The sequence below is a fragment of the Labrenzia sp. ATLA3 genome (assembly GCF_057180185.1).
On record NZ_JBXUKV010000003.1, the window covers coordinates 306,227 to 332,424 of the forward strand.

Genomic DNA, 26,198 nt, shown 5'->3' on the forward strand with positions numbered 1-26,198 from the left:
GGTGCAGACCATGAGCCCTCCCGAACCGGCAGGCACCGTTTATACAGCCGAAGACTGGAACGGCAATCGCAGACGTCGTGAGCCGAACGACGCCTTGCCGTTGCACGATGCCACCATGGAGCGGGCCCATTCCACCGGCATCGCGGTGACCGAATGTCCAGTGATTTCGATGGAAAGCGATTTCGTTACCGGAGGCAGCAAATGCAGCCACAAAAAGCTTTTGAGGTAACAGCAAAAGGTCCATCATGATCAGGTCTGCAGCTGGAAGCACGAAAATTTCATGTTTCAAATCCTTTCTCCTGCTCCTGAGCTTACCGGGCTGGTCAGGGCCTACTGGTTCGTCGAAGACCTGCCCGGCGAACACGCAGGCCAGCTTATCCGCACAAGTCCTGTCCCCCTGACGGTGCTATCGGTCAACATCGGCCGTCCCAACGCCGCGGAAAGCGGCGAACCAGTGCCGGGCGTGTCCCTTCTTGGCTTGCAGTCGCAACGCCGTGGCTGGCATTCGGGCTCAGACACCTATTTCGTCATGGTGATGCTGACGATTCCCGGGCTTGTCAGGCTGTTTCCCCACACAGGACCGGGCACTGCCGGCATGCTGGTCGATCTTGCTTCGCTGACCGGCGATGCAACCATCCAATCTCTGAAAAATGGCATTGGCATGGAGCAGAGACCTCGCCGGATTGCCCCTTTCCTGGATCAGTGGTTCGTTTCCAGAATGAACAGGATACGGCCTGTTCCGGACATCGACCGCATCGCCGCGGCGCACTCAATCCTGCGCCGTGGCGGAACTGTCGAAACAGCCGCAGAGACTGCCCAGCTCAGCCGCCGGCAACTGCATCGTCTTTTTCACCGGCATCTTGGAGTGAGTCCAAAGGAACTCGCGGACCTGGAACGATTGCACAGCAGCTTGCAGAGCGTTCAATCCGGCCGCGGTGAGCCTGTTGAGGGCTTTAGCGACCAGGCGCACCAGATAAGAAGCTGGCGACGGCGGTTGGGCACAACACCGGGGGCCTACGCGCATGCCCCGCGCACGCCGCTGGCCAACCACTTCGATGCAAATGGCTCCACGCCCGAAGTCGCCTACTACTTGTGACGACGATTGTCCCATTCGTTCAAGACCGATAGCCACTTTCAGGGAATGGTCAGGTTTTTCGAATGGAGACCCAACAGACCATGCGTCTTTATCTGCTTCACCTGGGCACAATGCAGCCCGGCGACATACCCGTTCCGGGATACCTTATCCAGACAACGGATGGCATCAACATCCTGATCGATACCGGCTGGCCCCGCTCCTTCGTCGAAGCGCCACGAAATCCACCCGGGCTTGCCGTCGAAATGCGGCCGGAAGATACGGTGGTCGCCCGCCTCGCAGCCATCGGGCTTCAGCCTGCCGACATTGACTATCTCGTCTGTACCCACCTCGATGACGACCATTCCGGCAACCACGATCTATTTGCAGGTGCCGAATGCATCATTCAGCGACACCATTACGAAATGGCCAAAGGGGGTCACCCCCGGTTTGCAGCCAACCGCGCCGCGTGGGATCACCCATCGCTTCGATATCGTCTCGTCGAAGGCGATAGCGAACTTGTGCCGGGCGTGGATCTGCTGGAAACGAGCGGACATGTTCCCGGTCATCAGTCGGTGCTGGTTCATCTTCCGCAGACGGGCGGCGTCTTGCTTGCCGCCGATGCCGTCATGCACCAATCAATGGCGGACGCGGCAACGCGGCAAATGTACATCACCGATATGGATGACGAACGGTCCATCAGACAAAGCACCCGGAAGCTGTCCGATATTGCTAACCGCGAGGGCGTGGCGTTTGTGGTCTACGGACATGACGCTCAGCAATGGCCCTCCCTGCGGCACTCACCCTTGTTTTACGAGTGATGCAGATACCAGTGTCCGTGTTCCGACAGATGGGCGGCACCGCCGCCCACTTGTCTTGCGTCTTGCGGTCTCAACGCGCGCGTCGGGACAAACCCTCTTATTGCGCGACAAGATGCGGCAGCGGGCTCTTCTTCTCGACTGCGGGCGGATTCCATTTGCCCGTGAGCGCAGGTGACTTCGGCGCATAGAGCCGCATGGTCAGATTGAACGGTCCCTTCGGTGCCGGCAGCCAATTGGCTTCCTTGTCCTTGCCGGGGCTTTCATTCTGGAAGTAGAGGTCCAGCGAGCCGTCGGCATTGTAGGCAAAGGGCATCCAGCTCGAAACAGCGAAACGGTTCAGACTATTGGCAACCTGAAAGCCCTGTTTGTCATAGAGCGTCACCGACCAGAATCCATTCGTCGGCGGGATTTCAGACTTGTCGAAATGAAGGACATAGTTGTTGGTGCCATCAAGCAGCTTTCCCTCGCTGTCCGCAAGGTTCAGCGGATAGATCGCATCCTGCGGCTGGTTGGCCCCCAGTCCGACTTGCGTGACAATTGCCCGCTTCAGATAGTAGTTGCCGTAAACGCCCATCGTATCGGTGTTCATCGACCAGTAATTGACGATCTTGGCCAGTCTCGGCAGCTTCCATGCCATCAGCTCCTGTGCAGCCTTGGGGGCACGTTCGACCGCCGTTTTGACGACCGGGTCGGCTTCATCGTAATTGAAGCTCTTGCCGCGCTCGATGCCAAGCTGTTTCATCCGTGCGAGAATTGGCTGGTCAGTGTCATGCGGCGGGATTGTTTTCAAAAGCTCCGCTGCATGCATGAAGTAATCGCCACCTGTCATTGAATCGACCTGCTCTTTCGGCGGCGTCTTCATGTCGATGTCCGGATTGACGGTAACTTCGGGGACTTTCAGATCCTGGCCCCACTTCGACAGCGGCGCGATCTTGAGACCGTCCTGGATCTTGTTGACTGCCGCGTAGTCGGACGGACCGTCCGTCTTGATGCGTCCGATCATCCAGACCATTGGTGTCGGCGCTTCTATCAGCTGCGTGTCCTTGGGCAGCTTGAATTCCTCGACAAACTTGTCGCGCAGGTCGGGCCTCCAACCCTCCGGGGCGATCAACAGTGTCTGGGCTTCCGTCCCTGTCGTACGCCACCCGGGGGAGGCGAAAACATTCGTCCACATGTCGAGCATCGGAAGAAGGTAATAGCGGCCGTCGGTGCTGGGCACCGAAATAACGACCGGTTCCTTGGTGACATCCAGCCAGGCGCTGGAATAGAGCGTATCGAAGTTCGGCCGGACGACAGATCTGTCCTCCGCCGCAGGATAGGCCCGGACATTGTTGAACCAGTTTTGCGGACCACCATAGGACGATCCGCCAGCTGGCACATTGGTAAGCTGCTGACGGGTCAGATCCATTGTAACAAGCGAATAGAAATAGACGTAGGCTTCCGTCGCAATGGCATTGGCTTCATCTTGCGTCAATGCATGAGCCGCGGACGTTGCCATCGACGCCGCGACGATCGCCGGCGTGATGAGTTTTCGAACTCTGTGAAGTGTCGATCTTCCAATATTGAGCATAACTATCTCCTTTCACTGCACGGCCTACCCGGCCAGGTGCTGGGGCACTCTTCCTTGGGAACGCACCTTTGACGCGAGCCGCGGCCGTCTCAGGCGTTTGATCTGGCATCATCGAGCATGCGCTCGCCCGATCTGTGTTTTTTTGGGGGGGTATTGGCTGGCCTCGGCGAGGCCCTTGCTGAATTCCGCGAAACGCTTCGTTGTTGTGCGCCGGTTGTGCCGACTCCTCCTGTCAAAACGGGAAGCGTTCCGAGGCCGCTCCCGGCCTTTTTTGCCCCCCGACATCCTTCCAGATGTTCAACCCCTGGAGGTTGACCTTAGGGAATACGAAGCTGTTGAAACACCTGTCGGAGGGGAGGTTACATGGAGCCTACGCGAAAGTATCACCGGATACGTGCAACTACTGCAGGTAGATATAAATACCAAGCTCGTGATAACGTCACGTCGGGTAGGGCTTTGCGTGGGAGGAGATTGAATGCAGACTGGTGACTCCCCCTCAGCAGCAGAGATTCAATCTGCGATTGACAAGATCCTGAAGAGCCCGGACTTCACCGTTCCGGACCGGGTTGCGGATTTCCTCCGCTACGTCGTCGAGGAAACACTTGCGGGCCGCGAAGAGGGTATCAAGGCATTCACGGTGGCGGTCGACGTCTTTGGCCGGGACGATTCCTTCGACCCTCAAAGTGACCCGGTCGTTCGCATCGAGGCCGCCAGGTTACGACGTGCGCTCGAGCGCTATTATCTGCTGTCAGGCCGAAGCGAACCGATTTTGATCGAAATTCCCAAAGGCAGTTATGTTCCGGCCTTCAGCTACCAGCGGGCAACAGAAACACCTGTTTCCATCGAGAAAACAAATGGAACCAACACAAGATACCGGGTGATTTCGCTATTGGTCCTGCTGGTTTTCCTGGCGGGTACATTTGCCGTTTGGCTGGGGTATTATTCAACTGGCGAGGAAACTGGTGTCACTTCGTTGCCTCTCGGGCCAAAGGTTCTGGTGCTTCCATTTTCCGATATTGGCAACAACGATGCTTCGAAACTCTATGCGGCAGCCATAACCGATGAACTTGTCGGAGCCCTTTCACACTTCAAGGAGATTGCTGTCTTCGGTGTCCAGACATCGAGATCTGTCGCGAACGAAGACGTCGATAGCCTGCGCAAGAGCCTGCACGCCGACTATCTGATTGAAGGAAGCGCAAGGACAGACACCAAAAGCGTTCGGGTGAGCGTCCGCCTGATAGGCACCGCGACCAAAGCGGTCATCTGGTCCCGGACCTATGAATATGAGCTGACCGCCGAGGCCTTGTTCGAAATTCCCACCGAAACCGCTGGTGCCGTTGCCGGTGCCATCGCGCAGCCGCATGGCATTGTTTTCAGCGAAGAAGCCGGCCTGTGGCGAGACCGGCCACCGGACGATCTGCAGGCATATTATTGCAGTCTCCGCTACTACAATTACCGAGACAGACCGGAACCTGAGACCCACGGCGAGTTGCGAGAGTGCCTCGAAAGCACGGTCAGCCAATTCCCGCTCTACGCAACCGCATGGGCGTTGCTCGCACATATTTATATCGATGAGGTCAGGCATGGGTTCACCCAGCGCCCAGGCGCCGAAAAAAGGGCGGTCGAGGCTGCCCGGCGCGCCGTAAGCACCGATCCTGAAAACGTCCGGGCGTTGCAGGCGCTCGCAACAACACTCTTTTTCACCGGCAACCCGAATGAGGCCTATGGCTTTGCTGAACAGGCGGTTGCGCTCAATCCCAATGACAGCGACATGCTCGGTCAGATTGGGCAACTCTTCGGACTGTCGGGGCAAATGGAACGCGGGCGGGACCTGATTGAGCGCGCTTCGCTTCTCAATCCCGGCAGAGACAGTTTCTATCAGGGAAATCTCGCCATCATTTGCTACATGCAGGAAGACTATTCCTGCGCCGCCAATGCCATTGAACGCTCCGACGCAACCCAGGTACCGACCTATTACGGGATTGCCGCAATCACCTACGCCCAAATGGGCCGTATTGACGACGCCGAAGCGGCCCTTGCCAAATTCAAGCGTATGGCGCCCGCGTTCATTCCAAATGTGTGGCAGGAACTTTCGATCAGAAACATTCGCCGCAAAGATCAACTGCACATCGTAGACGGCCTGCGCAAGGCCGGCGCGGACATACCACCGCCACCTGACGCTCAGCAGGGTGTGGACCCATAAACGAAGAGCACCTATCCGCCTGACTATGGAAGCGAGCTTCGCAACACGTCATCCAGAGGCGTAACGCTGAAATCCGGCAACACCTCTTGCAACCGCTCCCCGCACAGCGCGTGATCCGTATTCCAGAGATACCGCATCTCTTTCAGTTCCCGCGCCAGTTCCCAAAAAGGCGCGGTCAATGAAAACATCCACCACGGAAACCGGACAAATTGCAGGTCACGTTGCAAAATACGTTCAAGGCCGGACTTGATCTCCTGTGCCGTCAGCGTATGGCCTTCAAACGGAATATCCTCGAACTGCGACAACTCGTGACGCTTTCCCGCCAGGGCAACCGCGGCACGAGCCCAGTCCGGCACAAAGCACAGCGCTTGCCGTGTCTCCGCCGGGCCGGGGAGCGTAATTCTGTTTTTCGCAATCTCTCTCAGATAGATCAGCGACATGACGCATCCCTGTCGGTCGGGGTCGATTGCATTTCCCGCGCGCAGCACGATGGTTTGAACACCGCTTTGTGCGTAGTCCCGCTCCATGGTCAGCCTTATCTGCCCTTTCCGGCTGACGGGATTGGCCGGCGTGCGCGCCGACCAGACACCACCCTGATCCCCGAAATGGTAGACATTTCCCGGCAGGATAACGGCCGCGCCGCTTGCCCGTGCAGCCCCGATCACCTCCCGGGTGATTTGCGGCAAGATCGTTTTCCAGTCGTGGTAATTGGGCGGATTGAACCCGTTGAGGATGACGTCGCATCCTTGCGCGGCATCCACCAGACTGTCCTTGCCGCGCCGAAACCGTTTGACGGTCCACCCGGCCTCTTCAAACGCCAAAGCACTATGCCGCCCGAATTTTCCGGATGCGCCCAATATCAATACAGTTCCAGACATGTGTTTCTCCAGCCGGTGTTGAATGACTGGGCAACAAGCTAGATAGTCATAAATGAAATGGAATTGCACAAATTTCCATATAAGCTATTCATTATTGAATGACCCTGCTGACAGAAACTCTTGACTGGAGCTATATCCGATCGTTGCTCGCGGTGGCCGAGACCGGCTCCCTGTCAGCGGCGGCAAGAAAAACCGGTCAGAGCCAGCCAACACTTGGGCGCCATATCAAGGCTGTCGAGATGGCGCTTGGCACGGATCTCTTCGTTCGAAGCGCTGGCGGTCTTCAACTGACGGAAGCCGGGCTGTCGCTGCTGGAGCCTGCCCGTGAGATGGCACACGCTTATGCGCGTCTGACCACGCAGGCCGCGGGTCGGGACGCCGCCGTTGCCGGCACTGTGCGCATAACGGCAAGTGTCGTCGTCTCACAGTACCTGCTGCCCCCGATCATCGCCGAGATACGACGCAGGGAGCCGGACATCGAAATCGAGCTGGTCCCTTCCGACACCACCGAAAACCTGATGTTCCGCGAGGCCGACATTGCAGTCCGCATGTTCCGGCCTACCCAGCTGGACGTTGTGGCCCGGAAAATCGCCGACCAGCCCATAGCGCTTTACGCCGCCCACAGTGTCCTTGATCGACATGGCACCCCGGAAACCCTTGAGGAGCTGACAACCATCCCCTTTGTGGGGTTTGATCGTTCCGATATGATCCTGCAGCAAATGCGCAACCTGGGCCTCAGGTTGGACAGGCATTTTTTTGGCGTCCGCTGCGATCAACAGTCCACATACTGGGAACTCGTTCGCGCGGGATGCGGCATCGGCGCCATGCAAACGGTCATCGGAGACGCGGACCCGACGGTCCAAAGGCTGCCCTTTCAGCCTGATCTTCCAACCCTCCCCATCTGGCTCGCAGCTCATGAAGCGCTCCACAAGACACCAAGGGTAAAACGCGTATGGAACATTCTGGCGGAACGGCTAACACCCGATCAGCCCGGATGAAACTTCCGGGGTCTTCTGCCAACGTCAGCATGCGATTGATTGGCGCCGATCCGTTCGCCTCTCAGCGGTTGGCTGATGCACGAATGACGCCAGCTGATGTGCAAGGCAGGTCAGCCAAGCACCATGTCAGAAAGGTGGGCATGCGATGAGCGTAGACCGGCATGGCTTCATTGATGTGGTGGAAACGCATCCTTTTCAGGATGAATTCAGCCCCTTGATGCAGGACGTCCAGTCCCGCCTTTGCCCATCAACAGTCCCGTTGATCCACAGCGTCTATGTCTATGGAAGCGTTGCTACCGGAAAAGCCGTTGTCGGGCGCTCCGATCTGGACTTGTCTCTGATCCTGAACGGCCTGCCATCGGAGCGCGACAGCAAACGTATCGAATCCACGCGGCGTGAACTTGAAGCGGCTCACCCGATCGTCAGCAAAGTCGATTTCGACATCGGTCTGCTGCAGGATGTGTTGTCGGCGAAGTCAGGTCTGGCATGGCGCTATTGGCTCAGACATCACTGCCGCTGCATCGCAGGCGTAGACCTGGCGGAAGGCGTACCGTTGTTCCGCCCGTCCCGGACGCTCGCAATCGCGGTGAATGGCGACTTTCAGGAGGTGCTGGAAAAGTACCGAAGATTGCTTTTGGCACCCGCATCAGCATCCGACCGCTGGCGCCTGATGAGAGAAGCGTCCCGCAAGTTGATACGGTCAACCAATATGCTGCGGAAGGAAACCGACCACGACTGGCCAGACACGCTTGAAGAACATGTCAGCAGACTTCAGCGCCTGTTCCCGACGCATGGCGATGAGTTGCATTACTTTCTGAAGCAGGCTCAAGAGCCCGATGCAATGCCCGAGTGTTTCGCAGAACGCCTGGAAGCCTTCGTGAACTGGATGAGCAACGCCGTCGATAATTCCCCTCAATAACTGCGCTGCCCCATGGCCACCCTAACCCGCGACATTCACGAGCGACACCCTGACACGCCTCCAGGGAGTAAATACCAACAAATGCCCGCTCAAGTGACCTGACCACCCGAACCCGACCGCCTACCAGCAGCCCCGACGCACCAACGAAAACACCATGGATGACTTTCAGCATCGCCAGGCTGACAACTGCAAAACGTCTCCGTTTCGGTCGTTTGCAAGATCTAAGCCCAACCTGCGAAGCTGCCATTCGTTGCATGACGTGCGAATGTCTATCGAGGGCGGCAAGCAGACTTTCGCTGCGGTCGATACGAATGACCGGAAAGGGGCGGAACGGGAAGGTTGTTGATCCCATTGGCGCACGCCTCTTTCTAATTGTAGCGTTCTTTTGGCGCCTTGTGTTTCGAGGCCCGGGCAATCTAAATTGCCACTCAATTCGAGAGGCGTAAAATTGTGGGCATCAGGTTGAACAAGCTGTCAGAAGCAGGCACGCTTTCGCGGCTGAAACTCACCTTGGTTTCCGTGATGGCGGCTTGGCTGACAGCGTGCGCGGGGCCATCGGCAGCGATCATTGGCCTCTCCGCCGATCTCGATTTGCAAACGCCAATTCCCGGTCTCGTGCAAGAAGAAATTTACATCCTGACAGCACGCAAGTTCTCCGATGATCCGGCGCTACTGTTTTCCGGTGATCGCAGCTCGACGCTGAATATGGCGAAGGTTCGGGTCACCATTCCGCCGAACCACAAGGTGGGGCAGATCGAAAGGGCAAGGACCCTGCCGCCCAACCCACGCACCGACTTTACCATCGTAGACCCGGTTGTCTTTCCCAACCAGTATGGCTTTGTTGCAGAGCTTCGAGGAGATCTGAGGGCAAAACCGCGAGGTGAGAGGGACATTCTTTTATTTGTACATGGCTTCAACACGACGCTCACCGACGCGGTACTGCGGACGGCACAGTTCGCGCATGACACCGGATTTACCGGCATCCCTATTGTCTTCAGCTGGGCATCGCGCGGCAAGACCTTCGACTATGTCTACGACCTCAACAGTTCGCTGATCGCCCGTGACCAGTTGATCGAAGCCGCCCGAGTGCTTCTAGAGGCCTCGCCGGCAGGGGTGGATCTTGTTGCGCATTCCATGGGAAATCTCCTGACCATGGAAGCCGTGCGTCAGGGTGCACTTCTTGGCGAACTCAATGCCAGTCGCAAGATACGAAATGTGATCCTGGCCTCTCCAGACATCGACATCGACTTGTTCGAGGCCCAGCTAAAAAGCATTCCGCGCTCCAAGAGACACGTTTATGTCTTGATCTCTGAAAACGACAAGGCGCTCGGGATCTCAAGGTTCCTCGCCGGCGGTGTTTCCCGGGTCGGGGATGCAGACCCGGAACGTCTGGCAGACCTCGGTGTGACCGTCGTCGACCTGAGCCAGGTCAAGGATACGTCAAGCATCCATCACACAAAGTTTGCAGAGGTTCCCGAAGTGGTTCAGCTGATTGGGGCCCATCTGGAGGCGGACGGCCACTTTGAGACCAGTTCAACCCAGCCGAACCGGCCAGCGCAGGTGATCCAGGGCATCGCAAATGTTCCGATTGCCATCTTTGGCGGGCGAACGCGGTCCGCTGGCATACCTTGACCTGATCCAGGGCGAAGTAGCCAGATCTCTGGTGCGGGCTTCCCAAGCCGTTCACTGACTTGTCTTCTGAAGTCTCGCAGCCCCGGGCAAGCGTATGCCTCGGCAGCTCGACTTCAATGGCGTGGGCCCGATCCTGACGATGATCGTTTCCGGGCCGTTGGCTTACACGTAACGCAGCGCCAGATCGCCAGGTTTCAACCGGATGACCAGTCATGCAACAAGGGCATACGGAAAGAATGCCATGCCAGACGCAGGTCTTCGAAGACGTACGGGCCTGCCATTCCCTTTGGTCAGTCTATGTTCTTTTTCATCCCGCATTCCCCGGATGGAAGCCGCTTGCAAGCGGCGGCGACCTTTCTTTCCTGCCAGCCATCTCGCCACCGTTGCGCTGCGTTGCCCTCTTGTCTTCACTCCGACAGGAAGCTTTTCACCTTGTTTTTGGAGGGGGGACCGACATCGGATGATTTTCACCTTAGTTGTTATTCAAAGCGGTCCCCGTTGCTGACAAGGTAGGCCTGAACGGACGTGCACCAATCGTGCCGGGGCTACAGCCTGACCGTCGGCGGTCCAACCCGATGAGCGGACGACCAACCAACAAAGGAGCCATGAGATGAGAAAGCTATTCATGAGCAAAGTGCTGACGATGCTTATGGCTCTGGCGCTGGTCGGAGCGGTTGAAGCCCACGCCCAGGACTATGACGTTGTGCTGAAGGGTGGGCGGGTCATGGACCCGGAGACTTCGCTCGATGCGGTCATGAATGTGGGCATCAAGGGCGGCAAGATCGCCGCAGTGACCAAGGACGAACTCTCTGGCACGGAAATCATCGATGTGAATGGGCTTGTGGTTTCGCCGGGCTTCATCGACACCCATCAGCACAGCCTCGACATTGCCGATGGCCGACTCGCGGCGCAGGACGGCACCACAACCCACATGGAGTTGGAGTTCGGCCGCAGTCCCGTGGCCCAGGCGTACGACATCATTGAAAAGCGCGGCGGCCACCCGATCAACTACGGCTACGCCGCCAGCTGGCCCATGCGGCGGGCCGAGGTCATGGGGGGCTTCGATGGCGAGGCGACCTTCGAAGGCCTGGAGGAGGCTTTCTTCGCCGGCGGAGGATGGGGCACGACGGTCGCAGATCCCTTGCAGGAAAAGCAGATCCTGGAGCTGATCCAGAAGGATATTGATGATGGGGCCCTCGCGGTCGGCTTCCCCCCCGCCTACGGCAGCGGTGCCGGCGTGAAGGAGTCGATCAAGCTGTGGAAGATCGCGGAGGCCAACAACGTGCCGGTTTCGGTCCATGTGCGCTATCAGTCCATGCTGGATCCGAACAGCTCGGTTGAAGCCATGAACGAGATGCTGGGCATGGCCGCCGCATCGGGCGCCCACGCCATTCTCTGTCACATCCAACTGCTCGGCCTCAGCGACCCCTACATGATGCTCGACGTCATCGACGCCGGTCGCAAGGCCGGGCTCAGGCTCACCACCGAGGTCTATCCCTTCGGCGTCACCGCTCCGCCGATAATGGCCGACTACCTGCAATGGGAAAACTCCAATGAGCGCATCGGCTTCAAATGGGACGAGATTCGCACCGAAAAGACGCCCCACTACACTTTCAAGGACAAGGCCGACTTCCAGAGGTACCAGAAGGAAAATCCCACTGAGTTCGTGCAAATGGAGTACATCGACGAGAGCACGGACGAGGGCCTGGCCGCGATGCGCGCCGCAGTGACCTTCCCCGGGACCATCCCGGCCGCCGACGGAACGCCCATCGCGTGGGAGGGCAAACCCGAGGGCGCGGACAAACTGGGCCTGGGGTCCGGGATTGATGTCTGGCCTTTGCCAGAGGATGCCAGCGGCCAGCCGCGAACCACCAGCACCCACGCAATCATCCTGGGAAAATGGGTGCGAGAGCAGGGTGCGCTGACCCTGATGCAAGCGATCGCCAACTCCTCGATTGTTCCCGCCAAGGCGCTGGGTTCACACGTTCCCCAGTTCAACACCAAGGGGCGCCTGCAAGTCGGCATGGACGCGGACATCACGGTTTTTGACCCGAAGACCGTAAAGGCCAACGCCACCTGGGACGATGTCGCAGCGCTCAACGACGGCTTCCATCACACCCTCGTAAATGGCGTCTTCATCTTGAAGGACGGTGAGATCGTTACCGATGTCCTGCCGGGACAGCCGATCCGGCGCACGCCAAAGGGGCGCGAGGAATAGAATGCAAACGCCAGACGGGAACTCAATGAACCCGGTGTTCCAGGATCCGATCTGGCAGGAAGAGAACCGGCAGGTCGCCGAGGGCGCGCCGCAGGCGATGCCCTTGGCGAAACAGTACAGCGTCATGATCTTCTGGGGGACAAACGTGTTCTTCGGCGACGACACGTTCCAGAACTTCCGGCAGAAATTCGGCGATCGCAACGACGTCTTCTCGCCGAGCGAACAAATGCAGCAGGTGACCGGCAACAACGGCGGGATCCTAAAGCTCGCCGGCTGGAAGGAGCCGTATCCGCACGGCGATTTCCTGCTGATCGACGAGACCCGACGTGGGACATCCGGCTGCTGATGGACGCCGACACCATCGACCTGATCATGAAGGACGGTGTTAACTACAAGGACACGCTATGATGCGCGGAGTAGTGTTTGCATCGGGCTGGCGCATCGCCGCGTTGCTGTCGGTGCCGCTCCTGCTCCTCGCGCTGGCGGGTCCCGCGCTGGCGGCGCAGTTCGCGTCGTGGGGGTCGCTGGCACCCTCCATCGAGCCCTACGAAAACCCTTTCGATGAGATGCCGTTCGAGCAGATCGACGATCTCAGCATGATCGCCCGCGCCGACCTGGCCGCCGCAAGTGGGCTCCGCGACACCGCCCTGGAGGAACGGGCGGCCGCAGCGCGGCTTCGGCTTGAGGCCGCGGGCCTCGATATCGCGGCCCTCTTCGTCCAGCGCGCGCTCATCATGCAGCGACGGGAAGAGGCGGTCCTCGGCGCCACGACAACCCATCTGGACAAGGTCGTGGTAATGGACGGCTACACCCTGCCCTTACGGACGCAGGAGGGGCGAGTGGTCGAGTTCCTGCTGGTGCCGTGGGTCGGCGCCTGCGTCCACACGCCGTCGCCACCGGCCAATCAGATCGTCCATGTCGACTACCCCGACGGCTTGGAGGCGCACAGTATGTTCACGCCGATCCGCCTCGAAGGCCGCCTCACACATCGGCCGGCCGAGTACGACTTGTTCCTGGTCGACGGAACGAAGCGCGTCGCCACCTCCTACGCGATGGAGCAGGCCGTCATCGACGGCACGCCCGGTGAGGTGGTTGCCGGCGCGTCGGCGGACGACGATCTGTCCTGGTTCGCGGCCGCGCAGGCGTGGATCACCGGCATCTTCACGACCGCGATGGCGAACATGGCGCAGGGCCGGTCCGTCGGAACCATCGGCCTTGCGCTGCTGATCGCCTTCGCCTACGGCGCGATCCACACGCTGGGTCCAGGCCACGGCAAGGCCGTCGTCATTTCTTACTTCGTCGGAACCGGAGGCAGCTTGAGCCGCGGCGTCTCGATGGGGGTGCGGATCGCGGTGATGCACGTGTTGTCCGCGGTGGTCGTGGTCTTCCTGCTTGATTTTGCAGTCCGCAAGGCGACTGGCGCGGCGCCGTCGGACTACCGGCTGATCCGGCTCGGCAGCTACGCGCTAATCGTCGCCATTGGCGCAGTGATGCTCTGGCGCGCTCTCGCCGCCGTCCGGGCACAGCGCGCGGCCCAGGACCACGCTCACCACCACCACCACCATCATCACGACGCCCATGCTGGCTGCACTGCCTGCGCCGCTGCAAATGCCGGTTCGAAAGGCGGTGGGTGGATCGCTGCCGCTGTTGGCGTGGTGCCCTGTACCGGCGCGCTGATCGTCATGCTCTTCGGCCTGGCCAATGATCTGCTCGTTCCGGCGGTGATGATGGTGGTCGCGATCTCGGCGGGGATGGCGATCGCCATGACCGCCATCGGGGTGGCGTCGATCCTCGGGCGCAACTGGACCGAGGCGCGCGTCGCGGTGACCCCGGAACAGCGGGTCCGCTTCGAGGCGGGTGCACGCATCGCCGGGGCGGCCTGCGTGCTTGCTATCGGAGCCACGCTTTTCGTCGTGACGTTCGTGCAGACGCCAGCTGCGCAAAGCGGGCTGCAAGCGGCAATCGCCCCGCCGCTCCGGACGGTGGCGCAGGAGGGGCACGAAGAATAGTACGTAAATACCAGCCGTTGGCCCATCGTAGATGCCAATGGCGGAGTAGGGTCGAGTACGAACCATTGCGCTGCACAGGCAGAATGCTTGGGTACGGGCGTCGGAAGGCGAACAAGCTGCGTTGTTTTATTGTCGGTGATGCTGGGCGGCGATCCGGCGTAAATCTTTCCGCCGAAAAGATTTTCCTCGTTCTCAGATCCAAGTTCCTCGATAATCGGAGAATATACACCTCGATTTGCTTGAGACTTTCGATCAAATGGCTTGGCGTAATGGATATAGTTGGTAAGGATGAAATTCGGATTCTGGTATTGCGTGAGAGAAAACTTGACTGGCAGTGAAGTTTTGCTTCTGCCATGATTTCTTGAACCGGTTCAGCCACTTTCTGGGAACTTTGGCGCCTGAGTGAGGATGTTTGAACATGATGCGGGGAACCGGTAATCAAGACGCAGACAAAATACGCTGCATTGCCCCCCGGGTGCACTGCGCTGTCGTTGCAGCATTGACGGTTGCGGCTCTGATCGGGGCTTCGACACTCGCACATGCGCAAAGTACCGGCATCGTCTCCGAGCATGGGGATGTTGATGACGATGGCGACAAGGATGCGGCTGACCTCGCCAAACAGCTTTCCAACCCGGTGGCTAGCCTGATCAGCGTTCCCTTCCAATTCAATTGGGACACGGGAATCGGCCCCAAGGACGCCGATGCCACCATCCTGAACATTCAGCCGGTCATACCTTTTAAACTGAATGAAGACTGGAATCTGATTTCCAGGACGATTGTGCCCGTTCGCTGGCGAGATACGCCTGCTGACGGGATCGATAGCACCTTCGGACTTGGCGATACTGTTCAGTCCCTCTTTCTATCGCCAAGCGCTGCGGTCGGCGGCTGGATTGTCGGGGCTGGACCAGTCGCGCTTTTACCGACAGCGACGGATTCAGCCTTTCAGGGGCGTCAGCTCGGTCTGGGGCCGACGGCCGTTGGTCTCAGGCAGCATGGCGGGTGGACCTACGGTCTTTTGGCCAATCACCTTTGGGGTTTGACGGACCCGGACGACAGGGACCCCGTCAATGCCACGTTCCTTCAGCCGTTTGTCAGTTACACCACGCAGTCCGCCACAACTTTTGCTCTGCTCACGGAGTCGACCTACGATTGGAATGCCGACCAATGGACAGTCCCGATCAACGCAGCGGTGTCGCAGCTTGTCACCATTGGCGACCAGCATGTGAGTTTTCAGCTTGGCGGGCGTGTCTACGCGGAAAAGCCGGACGGTGGCCCGGATTGGGGCGCACGGGCATCGGTAACATTTCTATTTCCGAAGTGATACATCAGTGACGTGCAAGCCCGATCAAGATACGACGTCATGCGAATACGCATTGATAATCCAATGCAGTGAGGGAACCGGACGACGCCCGGATTGCGGCCATTGCCATTGAACTTGTGGCACTCACCGCACCATCGCCCTGTAATTTGATCCGGTGATCAGGCAGGGCCGGGTCATGGATCCGGAGACAGGCTTTGATCGGGTGACGCCTGTTGGCATCGAGGATGGCAAGATGGGGTCGAATACATAAAACGATTTCATCGTGCCTTGCTGTTTATAGGGCCGCTCGGAACCGAAGACCCAGCAGAGCTATCGAGTCGTCTTCGGGGTTCAGGGCAGGATTGTGGATGTACTGCACGCTCGGGGTCAGTTCGATGGCCTCGGTGAGCTGCCACTTCATAAAGGCCTCGACAGTGATCTGGTCATCCAGTTTGCGACCGAACGTATCTTCGTTCGGTCGGCTCCAGTTGACGCCAAGGCCGAAAATGCTGCTCGTGGGATCCTGGCTGTATCCGAAACCGGCACTGACAGAGGCCTCATAGAGACTGTCGCCTCCGTCCGCCCAGCCACCACGCAGGAACGGAAACCAGCGCTCACGCACGACCTGGCTGGCACTGAAGGCCACGCCGTAACCGTCGGGCGTGCCAGCCTGCTCGCGCGCGTCAATCTGCCAAAAGGTTACATGCGCATTGTTGAAAAACCGCGCCTTGGCCCCGCTCGTCCAACCCACCTCGAAAGACTTGAAGGTCTCTCCCTCGTCGAACAGGGTGTCGGAGAAGGGGTTCGCCGCATCCGCGTTGGCGTCCACGATCCCGCCCCCCATGTAAATCTTGTCGTTCAGGAAAGATCCCACGGCCACACCCAGCGCGGCGTCGGGCAGCCCGCCTATGGTTCCTGACCCGGTCTGGAAGGCGAGGTTGGCGAATCCCTGCCAGGGGCTCGCAAGCGCATAGGCATCGGTATAATCGGTGACATCAAGCAAACCCAGATAAACGGCCCCGCGCCCACCGGCGAAATTCTGGTTCCAGTAGAGATGCGTCAACCGCCACCCCTGATCACTGTAGGTGGGGCCGATAATACCGGCATATCCCAGTTCCTCGGCGAAATCCTTGACCGGGACGGTGTCCAGGCGTTGGCGGTTGTCCACCTTGAAAAGCAGGGTGCCCGTGTTTCCGGAGCTGCGCCCGAACAGTTCCCACTCTCCGAAGAGACGAAAGACGCCGGAGGCGGCCGTGTTCTCGCCCAAGCTGTGTGACGCGACATACCCAAGGGTGATATAGTCGAACCCGAAATCGAAGCCCGTGCGATCCTTTATCGAGGCTTTCCATTCCAACCATGACTTCAGGAAATTGACGTCGAGAACCGTGTCTCGTTCCTGATCGTCAGCCGCAAGCAGGGCCGACGTCGAATCCGGCCCGGCGAGCGAGTCGATTTTAGGTTGCGCGTGCAAGGTTGAGGGAACCGTGAAGCCAAGGAGCACGCCCGCCACCGCGCTGCCGATTTTCGCGGTCAGAGGAAGCGTCGGACGCCCCGCCTTCTTCGGCCCGGTCTTCGGCCCTGTTTTCGGCCCTGCCCTCACACAGTGCGGCTCGATCAGCGCGAGAAACCAGATCCATGGAACCACCTCGCCCATGCTGGCGCGGAACTTCTCCCTCCGCGTCTGCTTTTTCTTGATCTTCTTCATCGCGCTGCGGAGGCCGGACAAGGCTGGCTGCTTTGGCATCGGGACGGTCCTTTGTGATCCCGGCCAGTCTACCCCAAGCCGTTCACAGGGCTAGGTTGTTCAGACGTTCTACAGCTCCGATCGGAAGATCTGCACCTTGTTTTTGGGACGCGAAACCGGATGATCTGCACCTTCATTGTTGTTCGAGCCGGAGCCTGTTGCTGACACTGCGAAGGCTCGGTTCCCTGGCATGTATGTTGCCGGATGGGGGGCATCCACCGCATCAGGTCACACCGGCATCTGGCTTCAGACTAAGGCGCATCTGCCGGCAGGCGAAACTTGGACCTGCAGATCACTTCTCGGATCGCTGACGGATAGTTCACCACGGATCACTATTCGTGTCAGGGGCGACACTCCGGTGTCATCGCAAGCGGGTTCCCAGCGTATACGGACGCATTGATCCCTATCATGTATTTCTTGCGCTGAGGGTCTGGCTGGGCAACTCGCCGAACATATCTCTATATGCACGGGCAAACTGGCCACTGCTCAAGAATCCATGCTGAATGGCCACATCCTTTACGGATCTTGGAGGCGCTTCCTCTGAAAGCAACTTCTCCCGAACCGATGTGAGGCGAAGTCGATGCAAGTACGCGCCCGGCGAAATTCTATATATCTCAAAGAATGCCTGGTGCAGTCGTGACTTGCCCACACCTGCCATGCGGCAGAGATGGGCAACGGTAAGGAGAGAACAATCGGCGCCCCTGATTTTACGAATGGAGTCCCGAACAATATTCAGCTCGCGCCTGGAGTTTGCCGTCTCGCTCATTTTCAGTTGAGTCGTCTCGATGGTCCAGTCTGCAGCGGCTTCGATCATCGCAAGTTCAACGGCACGCGGCAACCTGCCAAAGGTGCCTCCCGGCCCCTTCAACGAGGCACAGGCAAGCGGCTTCCAGAAGATCCCCCGCAGCCGCTCCCTGTAGGGCGTCGGAACGTACTTCTGGCGGTGAGTGCCAACAGCAAGACTGAAATCTCTGCCGATCAAAGCGGAGATCTTTCGGTTCAGCACCGACTTGCGTATACCGACCGTGATTGCGTCCCGATACTCCGAAACGAAGTCGAACTCATGTGCGCCGTCGAGACTGAAGACGGTATTTGGCGTCGCGGTCATGCCATTCAGAATGAATTCGCCCTTCCAGGTGATGGGAATGATGTAACCGACCCAATCCGCTTCAGGAACCGTCGTCCAGATTGACCGGGCACCCGTCTTGGAATGAATGATGAAGCTGTCTCGCCCACGCACTTCAACGCTGGTCAAGCCAAGGTGACCCGGATCCAGTTGGACAAGTGCCGAGTAAGTCGTGGGTAGCCGCTCAAGACATTCGGAATTTGGCGCTTTTTGCTTCCAGTCAGCCATCTCCACCCTCAGTTGGTCTAGATACTACATACACCTTAGCCCGGATCGGAAAATCTGCACCTATGTTTTGGGGCAAGTAATCGAAATTGGACGATTTTCACCTTCATTTTAGTGAGATTCACCCCTTTTACTGGCAAAATGACGTAGGTGCAGATGCTTCAAAATTGTCGGGCATTCCGCTGAAACTGGTTTAGATCATGAAATTCGAGGGCAAATAGGAATGGTGATGCTGCTGCGATCCTTCGCAATGCCTCTTCGCCATTTCCTCGCTGGCTTTTCCATGACCGCGCTGCCGCAGTCGCGCCGCAAGCGCCCGGCGAATACCTTCGTCGCCTTGGAGCATCGAGGACTCTGGTCTGCACGGATGATCGGGGCCACGGTTTCAAGCGTCGCTTCATTGCGGCCGTCAGCCACGTCAACACGGTTACCTATCTACCAAGGGTGTCGAACGTCCGATCCTGACGGTGTCAGTGAAAGCGCGTCAGCGGTGCGTGTTGGGTTTGAGATGGCAAGTCCGCCCCCCTCATCATCTTCGAAATACGAACCAAATCCCAAGAGAACCCATGAACACAGAGGCGTGATATGAAACTTTCTCGTAGACAATTTGGTCTTGGAACAGCGGCAACGGCTGGTGGGTTGTTTCTTCCAGCGGTCGCCTCCGGGTCGGCGACGGCCCAAACGAACATGTTCGAAGGATCAATGGACCAGTTTTCCGTGACGCCACCCGAGGACGGCAAGAACTGGCACCCCTTGGCGGCCCAGCGACCACACAACGATATTCTGTCCCGTCTTCAAGGCATTATGCAGCGAGAAGGATTTGATGTTCTCTTGCTGATTAACCCGGAAAACATACTCTATTCAACGGGCTATTTTTCCAAATTCGCCTACGCACCAGGGGTTCCTGCAGGATCCCAGACGGCGGCAGTTATTCCGGCAGAAGGGAAGGCGCATCTAATCGTCAGCTTGTACGAAAAAGATGATGCCCCAAGACAGACAATAGATGTTGAGTATGAGTCCGTAGCCGGTTTCGTTTTTGTAGATGACGGAACAGCGGAGTCACATCAGGAACGCGATCCTGTCCTTGACCCGGCGCTTACCATTAAAGCTGCATTGAATATTGCAAAGGGTTACTTGGGACCAGATGGAAAAATCGGTATCGAGGCGGGCATGTTGCTCGGAGGATTTAGGGATTACATAGAAAGTGAATTAAACGGAACGCCGCTAACGGACTGTAGCGGCGTGATGTTTGAATCGCGCCTGATCAAGTTTCCTTGGGAAGTCGATATGCTGAGATTGGCGGCCCAACATGCGGAGCGTTTCATGGCGCGCGCAGCTCGGGAACTGAAACCTGGGATGAACGCCATGGGTTTTGACAAGATAATTCAAATAGCCGCTTGGGAGGAAGATAGAGAAAACTCCATGAGCACTCTTGGCTACCAGACTGGAATAGGACCTTATTGGGGCATCGGCTTAGCCCCTCGGAACTATGTAATCCAGGAGGGCGATGTTGCGCGTATTGATGGCGGCGGTGTGCATTTGGGCTATATCAGTGACATCTCGCGTACCTGGGTTGTTGGTGGCTCGCAGCCAAATCAAGCGCAGGTGGATACCTACGACGCATTGTATGCCGGCTTCGCAAAAGGCCTTGAGATGCTCGCGCCTGGCGTGAAGATGAAGGATCTTTATGCTGCCATCCGAGCAGAAGTGGAAAAGTCGTCGGTTATTCCTGTTTATCCCCGAGGACACATGGGGCACGGCATTAGCGTGGCTCCGACAGCAGAGGACGTTCCCAAGATCTCGGTAAATGAGGAAACCGTATTCCAGCCTGGCATGTGCATTAGTATGGAGTGCTCGTATATGGCGGCCGAGGGAGCTCCCGCACCGGGACCGTACAACATTGAAGACTCCTTTGTGATTACCGAAGATGGATACGAGCGGTTCACCATGGCCCCAGATTCGATATTCTGGAACGTATAGCGACGCGTTCTCCGGTGGGGCTTTCTCGGAATCGCGATGAAAGTCCCTCTGGGGACATTTACAGAAAGAACAGTCGAAGCCACAGAGAGGAGCGGGGCATCACCACCACTGAGGCACGCGTGTGAGGGCCATAAATCGCCTTTTCGTGCCGCAGAGTCCCGTCTCGATTTTGTCAGCGCCAAGGGGCAGTCGTCGGTCTGACTTGCCAATGGCCTCTGAGTGTCGTTGTGGCCCGCTTTCTATGTCGATCCGGGAAGCCGCCGGGCACCCGACTTTCTGAAAACCGGATCGCGCGTTCTGCAAGGTGGCCCGATCGGTGTCTCTTGAGACAAATCCGGCGAGAGGCGCAGCCGCCAAAATCTAAACTGTGTTTGGAAACAGCATGAACCTCAAAAACTCTCTTGCCACTGGTATACTTCTCACGGCCCTCTTTGGAATGATTGTTCTGTTGTTTAACGTTCCTGTTGGTATGGATCCGAAACGGTTTGGTGGCTTCGTTTTCGGCGCAATTCTTGTCTTCGGTGTTGTGAACCTGGTTCTTGTGCTCCTGGATGGAAGTCAGACCAAAACAGACAAGGACCAGCGGCCCTAAGGTACCAGCGCGATGGCGTTTAAGGATCGAGCGTCTGGTTTTGCAAGTTCACGCTGCCGCAGCCGGAAACCTCTGCGTTTTCTGTTTCAAGGATCAGGTTGATCCGTGTCGCAACCATTTGTCCATTCAATGCTCGCCTGCGATTGTCGGGTTCATGCGCTCAGCTTGTTTGCGTATTCAAGAGACACCAGCTGTTTGATTTGAGGGCCGTTACGGCGTGCTTCTGAGGTGCCAATTTATTCCGGGGGGATGAATTGCTTTTACAAATTCCTATCAATTTGCGAATTGGACCGTACCAGCGGGAACGCGCACCTATGGCCGAGGCAGTTTAATGCGGTTTCGTTTGTCTCGAGTCGTTTTCGCGGCCGCCGTTTTCCTTGCCGCTCTATTTGCAAGTGCGGCCAGCTATTATTGGCTCGGGTGGTCCGACTTTGTTCGGACCGGACTTGCGATCCTGATTGTCCCTACGGTTGCCCTTCTATGGTTTTTTCCCGGTGAGAAGCAGCTGATCCGTCGCGTCATCGTTTGCGGCGGGCTGTGTTTTTTCTTTGTTGCCTATGCCAACAAGGACCTTTATCCGCAATCCTTCGTTCCGCTCCACGCCCGCATGGCTGATGCCACATTCAACGGTGACCTTGTAACGGTTGTCAATTTCCGCGATGCAATCCACCCCGTTGGTGCGCTTGCGCAGCCACGCTGGACGACACATTCATTTGACCTGGGAAAGGTATCCGGCGCCCAGCTTATTCTTCAGCCGTTCGGCCCTTCGCTTGCGACCGTGCATGTGATGACAAGCTTCGAATTTTCAAATGGGGATCGATTGGCAGTTTCATTCGAAGCCCGGCGCACCAGTTGGGATAAGTTCGATGCGCTGGCCGGCTTCTTGAAACACGATCAGCTGTATCCCGTCATTGGAACAGAACGCGACTTGCTATGGAAGCGTCTAGCCCACATTCCGCCAAACGAACTCTATTTCTTCAACCTCCAAGGGACACCGTCTCAGATCCGAGCCTACCTCAGACGCCTGCTGGAGTTTGTTGCCGAGGTGCATGACGCACCTCAATTCTACTCAACGATATCGGAAAGCTGTTTTACAACACTGATCAAGCTCAGTCCCGAGATCGAGAAAACCGTGCCTTGGTACGACTACAGGCGCTGGGTACCCGGCGCTTCTGTCGGACTGCTCCAGGGGCTCGGCCTGATCGACAACTCGGTCAGCGAGACGGAACTGGTTCGACAGCGGAAATTGGGCGCGGGCGTGCGTCCTCCATGGGAGTTTTCCGATGCACGATCCTGGAGTGAACATCTTCGCTCACGCATCGGACAGCCATGATCATTTGGAAGGGAATACTCGAGCACTGAAGTCTCACGAGAAAGGCTGGATACAGACGTGGATTATTTAGAAGCAATAGCCACTCAGCTTTGGACGCAGATCTTCGCCTGGGGTCAAAACCTCAACTGGAGCGAGATTTCCGTCGGTGCCTTTTTGTTTCTGTTCGTTTTCATCGCCCGTAAACAGATTTCAAAGGCTCTTTACACTTTTTCGGCGCATATCGCTCAGACCATCAGAATGCCACTGAACAATGTTGTCCGGCGGGCTGCACTGCCGGTAATCCGCGTGTTGATCATTTCCCTTCCGCTCTATGGATTGCTGGGCGCATTAAACCTTCCACCGTTGATAAACCAGACGCTCGAGCGACTGGTGATTTCCGTGGTGCTCGCAGCCGTTTTTTCCGCGGCCTATTCACTGGTTGATGCCGTGGCCAGATGGGTCGTCAACGCAAAACGTGGGCGGAGCCATCTGCAAATCGATTGGTTGAAGAAAATCTTCAAGGCCATTGTCTTTGTTTTGGGCCTGGTCTCCGTGCTTCAGGTCTGGGGCGTCGATATAGGCCCCGTTCTGACAGGCATGGGCGTGCTTGGGGCCGGTATGGCGATTGCTGCGCAGGATCTGTTCCGCAATCTGATCGCAGGTGTGGCAAGCATGGGTGAGCGCCGGTTTGAAATCGGCGACTGGATCCGCGTCGAAGGGGTTGTGGAAGGCATTGTCGAGAAGGTGGAACTGCGCTCCACGCTGATCCGTCAATTCGACCAGGCAGCCGTTCACGTTCCCAATGCCGACCTTGCTAATACGGCGATGAAGAATTTCACCCGGCGGGATCAGCGGCAGATCTACTGGACCATCAAGGTTGTCTACGGAACGACGGCAGAACAACTCACCAAAATCCGCGACGACATCAGGACCTACGTCCGTGAAAGCGACGATTTCGTACTGGAAAGCGAGGTCCCAACCTATATTTACTCAGACAGCTTTTCAGACAGCTCGGTAGATATACTGGTCTGGTGCTACACGAAAACAACGGAATTCGGAGAGTATCTCGCGGTCAAGGAGCGGCTGCTCCTGGAAGTGAAAAGGATCGTCGAAGGCGCAGGGACATCCTTTGCGTTTCCGACGCGCACGATTGTGTCGGCAAGTGGCAGCTAGGCCAAAAGAATCGCGCTTGCTGACATCTCGTGACGAGGCTCCAAGTTTTAGGTGGTTCGACCTCAGCCCCCTGTTTGCCAATTGCTTCCTTGATTGGCGTGTTTGCCGAGATGTCCCATAAAATTGGACGGTCAACACCCCGCGACTTGTGCGTCATTCATCCAAAAGCAGCGAAACGTCCTGTCAGGACCTTGATGCGGAGCGCAGCGAGTTATTGACTAAGGAGGATTGGTTTAAAAGTCCGCGTTTGTTATCGGAGCGCAAAGCCTCCATCGATTGAGACTACGGCCAACAGTTGCTCAGGGCCGGTGTTGCCACCGGCCCCTTCGTTATATCTCTACGCCTTCAGAGATCGTTAGCGCGTCTTCGAGTTCCACGCCAAGGTATCGAAGGGTGCTGTCCATCTTCGTGTGGCCGAGAAGAAGCTGAACCGCTCGCAGGTTGCCGGTCTTTTTATAGATTTGGGCAACCTTCGTCCGTCTCATGGAATGCGTGCCATACGCGCTGGGTTCCAAGCCGATTGAACGCACCCAGTCTTTTAAGAGACGAGCGTATTGCCGCGTCGATATATGCGGGCGATCATGAAATCGGCCGGGCCAGAGGTACTCGTGGCCAATCATAACCGGATTGCTGATCCACTCCATGAGGGCCCTTCGGGTGCCCTCGGTGATCTCAAACCGCACCGGTGATTTTGTCTTGCTCTGCAAGATCGAAGTCCGTTCCTTGACTGCGCCAGCCGAGAAGACGTCTGCGACTTTCAGCCGGACCAGATCGCAGCCGCGCAGTTTGCTATCGACTGCCATATTGAATAGGGCCAGATCACGGACAGCGCCAGCCAGTTCAAGGCGAACACGGATCGCCCAGACGTGCTTTGGGAGCAGTGGCCTCTTCTGGCCGACAACACGACTGCGGTTCCATGCCTTCTTGGCGGGCACCACCATCGGTAAGTTGAATGTAGACATAGCGGTTCCTCCGAACCACTCCTACCCACCGCAACACTCACGACAGTCGAGCAAGCAATGATATGTTACGTTTTGGTGAAGCGGGCAATGGTCGCTTGGAGCCCTGAGTGGATCTCGCTTGACCGGTCTCGCAGACTTCAACTTTCCCGGTTTCGGGATTGCAATTAGCCGGCGGGCAGGAACTCGGGAAAGGTCCAGCTTCCGTCGAGGATTTCGGCGCGGGGCTGATAGAGGCGGATCGTGTAGTTGCAGCCCGGCGTTATCGGGATGCAGTTGATCCGGCCATCCTCGCAGCCGCCGAAGTGGATGGTGTAGGAGCCATCTTTGTTCGGCGTGGCCGAGGTCTGGTTGTAGCTGTTCCGGCCGAGGTTGTTGGGCGCCAGGTAGCCTTCAGCGTCGTAGACGGTGATCGACCAGAAAGTGTCCACCGGCACGTCCCTGACGGTCACCACATGCGGCGTTTCGCCGTCATTCCTGTCGACGGCGCCAACGATGCCCTGAGCCGTGGTACCCGGTTGCCCAGCCCAGCCAGCCATTCCGATCAGGTGGTCGAGCGGATCGATTTCGCCTCGGCGACCGAAGGAGGTGGTGGACTCAAGTCCAACGACCGCTGCCAAGTCGCTGACGGCCTGGCGCGCTGCAGCGAGGGCCTCGAGATCCCAGTCCGGCGCTTCGAAGGGACCGGTTCTGCCGCCTTCAATGACAATGCCGTCCTGCACGGCATGGGCGCGGGCGGCATCGTCGGGATCGCCCGCGTCGACGAAGGTGCGGAACAGCAGCATCGCGAAGCGGGTCCCGACCTCGTCCTCGGTCAACTCGTAGGAACCGGGATCGGCGTAGGCGAAGTTGTAGTGATCCTGGCTGATCACCAGTACCGACTGAAACCGTCCGTCGCCGTCCGGCAGGGTCACCGTCACCGGCTCCGACAGGTCGATGATGGCGACGGAGTACAACGTGTCCTGGTTGGCGCGGATGATCGGCTGCGGCGCATCGGCAGAGGCGACCTCGCGCTCATGGGCGATCTCACCGACGCTGGTCCCGTTGGTCTGCATCGTGACCCGAAACATCGTGTCGCTCTCGGCGCGCATGAGGTTCTGGATCGTGATATCCTCGGCTAGAGCGGGCACCGAAAAAAGACCGGTCGTGAGAACTGCAATTGCAGCAAGTCGAAGAAGTCTCATGATACTTCAGTTCCCTCAACCGAGTTTGCTCTCGGTCATCTTGAAGCTTCTCTGAAGCCATGCATTGACTTGCCTCAACGTCAACTTCGCCCGCAGTGCCTGCATCTGGCAGACAATCCTCTTTACAGACGCAACGAAGGGCGGCTTTGGCGAGTTGCATCGCAGCACCCTATCAGCAGGTGAATGTCGGCAAAGGGCCGTTTGTGTCGACCAGGCTTCAGCCAAAGTCAGGATCGGGATGCTGCGCCGCCGCAAATCCGCTCAGAGCCCATAGACACCGATG

21 protein-coding genes are annotated in these 26,198 nt (G+C 57.8%); 15 read left to right on the forward strand and 6 right to left on the reverse strand.

What is annotated here, in order from left to right; genetic code table 11:
* The first annotated feature begins 10 nt into the window (after positions 1-10).
* The 3 genes from AC2A6O_RS09390 to AC2A6O_RS09400 all read left to right on the forward strand — a co-directional run bounded on the left by AC2A6O_RS09390 (position 11) and on the right by AC2A6O_RS09400 (position 1,893).
* Positions 11-229 carry a hypothetical protein gene (locus tag AC2A6O_RS09390; RefSeq protein WP_498926579.1) on the forward strand — a complete coding sequence of 73 codons (219 nt, stop codon included), beginning with the start codon at positions 11-13 and terminating at the stop codon, positions 227-229.
* 51 nt (positions 230-280) lie between these two features.
* Positions 281-1,096: an AraC family transcriptional regulator gene (locus AC2A6O_RS09395; protein ID WP_498926580.1), complete on the forward strand. Its 816-nt coding sequence runs from the start codon at positions 281-283 to the stop codon at positions 1,094-1,096.
* A gap of 80 nt (positions 1,097-1,176) precedes the next feature.
* The gene (locus AC2A6O_RS09400; protein ID WP_498926581.1) at positions 1,177-1,893 is read left to right on the forward strand and encodes an N-acyl homoserine lactonase family protein; all 717 of its coding nucleotides are present in this window, start codon (positions 1,177-1,179) and stop codon (positions 1,891-1,893) included.
* A gap of 97 nt (positions 1,894-1,990) precedes the next feature.
* Here the strand turns inward: AC2A6O_RS09400 and AC2A6O_RS09405 are convergent, their stop codons facing one another.
* Positions 1,991-3,463: a DUF1254 domain-containing protein gene (locus tag AC2A6O_RS09405; protein WP_498926582.1), complete on the reverse strand. Its 1,473-nt coding sequence runs from the start codon at positions 3,461-3,463 to the stop codon at positions 1,991-1,993.
* 475 nt (positions 3,464-3,938) lie between these two features.
* Here AC2A6O_RS09405 and AC2A6O_RS09410 point away from each other — a divergent pair, with 475 nt between their 5' ends.
* Positions 3,939-5,666 (forward strand): tetratricopeptide repeat protein, encoded by a 1,728-nt coding sequence (locus AC2A6O_RS09410; RefSeq protein ID WP_498926583.1) that lies wholly within the window; start codon positions 3,939-3,941, stop codon positions 5,664-5,666.
* Between the two features lie 23 nt (positions 5,667-5,689).
* Here AC2A6O_RS09410 and AC2A6O_RS09415 read toward each other — a convergent pair whose 3' ends face one another.
* Positions 5,690-6,544: a Rossmann-fold NAD(P)-binding domain-containing protein gene (locus AC2A6O_RS09415; protein ID WP_498926584.1), complete on the reverse strand. Its 855-nt coding sequence runs from the start codon at positions 6,542-6,544 to the stop codon at positions 5,690-5,692.
* Between the two features lie 98 nt (positions 6,545-6,642).
* On the opposite strand from AC2A6O_RS09415, the gene AC2A6O_RS09420 reads away from it, so the two are divergent.
* From AC2A6O_RS09420 to AC2A6O_RS09450, 7 genes are all read left to right on the forward strand, one after another.
* Positions 6,643-7,542, forward strand: coding sequence for a LysR family transcriptional regulator (locus tag AC2A6O_RS09420; RefSeq protein WP_498926585.1), 900 nt, complete (start codon positions 6,643-6,645; stop codon positions 7,540-7,542).
* Positions 7,543-7,687: 145 nt separating this feature from the next.
* Complete coding sequence (locus AC2A6O_RS09425; protein WP_498926586.1) at positions 7,688-8,461, forward strand: nucleotidyltransferase domain-containing protein; 774 nt, start codon at positions 7,688-7,690, stop codon at positions 8,459-8,461.
* 462 nt (positions 8,462-8,923) lie between these two features.
* Complete coding sequence (locus AC2A6O_RS09430) at positions 8,924-10,093, forward strand: alpha/beta hydrolase (RefSeq protein WP_498926587.1); 1,170 nt, start codon at positions 8,924-8,926, stop codon at positions 10,091-10,093.
* Positions 10,094-10,703: 610 nt separating this feature from the next.
* Positions 10,704-12,311 carry an amidohydrolase family protein gene (locus AC2A6O_RS09435; RefSeq protein WP_498926588.1) on the forward strand — a complete coding sequence of 536 codons (1,608 nt, stop codon included), beginning with the start codon at positions 10,704-10,706 and terminating at the stop codon, positions 12,309-12,311.
* A 25-nt stretch (positions 12,312-12,336) separates the two neighbouring features.
* Positions 12,337-12,657 carry a hypothetical protein gene (locus AC2A6O_RS09440; protein ID WP_498926589.1) on the forward strand — a complete coding sequence of 107 codons (321 nt, stop codon included), beginning with the start codon at positions 12,337-12,339 and terminating at the stop codon, positions 12,655-12,657.
* 58 nt (positions 12,658-12,715) lie between these two features.
* The gene (locus AC2A6O_RS09445; protein WP_498926590.1) at positions 12,716-14,320 is read left to right on the forward strand and encodes a HoxN/HupN/NixA family nickel/cobalt transporter; all 1,605 of its coding nucleotides are present in this window, start codon (positions 12,716-12,718) and stop codon (positions 14,318-14,320) included.
* Positions 14,321-14,741: 421 nt separating this feature from the next.
* On the forward strand, positions 14,742-15,641 hold the full coding sequence (locus AC2A6O_RS09450) for a transporter (protein WP_498927080.1): 900 nt from the start codon (positions 14,742-14,744) through the stop codon (positions 15,639-15,641).
* A 274-nt stretch (positions 15,642-15,915) separates the two neighbouring features.
* Here the strand turns inward: AC2A6O_RS09450 and AC2A6O_RS09455 are convergent, their stop codons facing one another.
* Both AC2A6O_RS09455 and AC2A6O_RS09460 read right to left on the reverse strand, forming a co-directional pair.
* Positions 15,916-17,220, reverse strand: coding sequence for a carbohydrate porin (locus AC2A6O_RS09455; RefSeq protein WP_498927082.1), 1,305 nt, complete (start codon positions 17,218-17,220; stop codon positions 15,916-15,918).
* Between the two features lie 550 nt (positions 17,221-17,770).
* The gene (locus AC2A6O_RS09460) at positions 17,771-18,718 is read right to left on the reverse strand and encodes a helix-turn-helix domain-containing protein (RefSeq protein ID WP_498926591.1); all 948 of its coding nucleotides are present in this window, start codon (positions 18,716-18,718) and stop codon (positions 17,771-17,773) included.
* 582 nt (positions 18,719-19,300) lie between these two features.
* Here AC2A6O_RS09460 and AC2A6O_RS09465 point away from each other — a divergent pair.
* The 4 genes from AC2A6O_RS09465 to AC2A6O_RS09480 all read left to right on the forward strand — a co-directional run bounded on the left by AC2A6O_RS09465 (position 19,301) and on the right by AC2A6O_RS09480 (position 23,772).
* Positions 19,301-20,695, forward strand: a complete 1,395-nt coding sequence (locus AC2A6O_RS09465) for a M24 family metallopeptidase (RefSeq protein WP_498926592.1) — start codon at positions 19,301-19,303, stop codon at positions 20,693-20,695.
* A 382-nt stretch (positions 20,696-21,077) separates the two neighbouring features.
* The gene (locus tag AC2A6O_RS09470) at positions 21,078-21,287 is read left to right on the forward strand and encodes a hypothetical protein (protein ID WP_498926593.1); all 210 of its coding nucleotides are present in this window, start codon (positions 21,078-21,080) and stop codon (positions 21,285-21,287) included.
* Between the two features lie 607 nt (positions 21,288-21,894).
* The gene (locus AC2A6O_RS09475; RefSeq protein ID WP_498926594.1) at positions 21,895-22,620 is read left to right on the forward strand and encodes a lipoprotein N-acyltransferase Lnb domain-containing protein; all 726 of its coding nucleotides are present in this window, start codon (positions 21,895-21,897) and stop codon (positions 22,618-22,620) included.
* A gap of 57 nt (positions 22,621-22,677) precedes the next feature.
* Positions 22,678-23,772 (forward strand): mechanosensitive ion channel family protein, encoded by a 1,095-nt coding sequence (locus AC2A6O_RS09480; RefSeq protein WP_498926595.1) that lies wholly within the window; start codon positions 22,678-22,680, stop codon positions 23,770-23,772.
* A 329-nt stretch (positions 23,773-24,101) separates the two neighbouring features.
* Here the strand turns inward: AC2A6O_RS09480 and AC2A6O_RS09485 are convergent, their stop codons facing one another.
* Positions 24,102-24,734: a tyrosine-type recombinase/integrase gene (locus AC2A6O_RS09485; RefSeq protein WP_498926596.1), complete on the reverse strand. Its 633-nt coding sequence runs from the start codon at positions 24,732-24,734 to the stop codon at positions 24,102-24,104.
* A gap of 164 nt (positions 24,735-24,898) precedes the next feature.
* Positions 24,899-25,915, reverse strand: a complete 1,017-nt coding sequence (locus AC2A6O_RS09490; RefSeq protein WP_498926597.1) for a DUF1254 domain-containing protein — start codon at positions 25,913-25,915, stop codon at positions 24,899-24,901.
* Between the last annotated feature and the right edge of the window lie 283 nt (positions 25,916-26,198).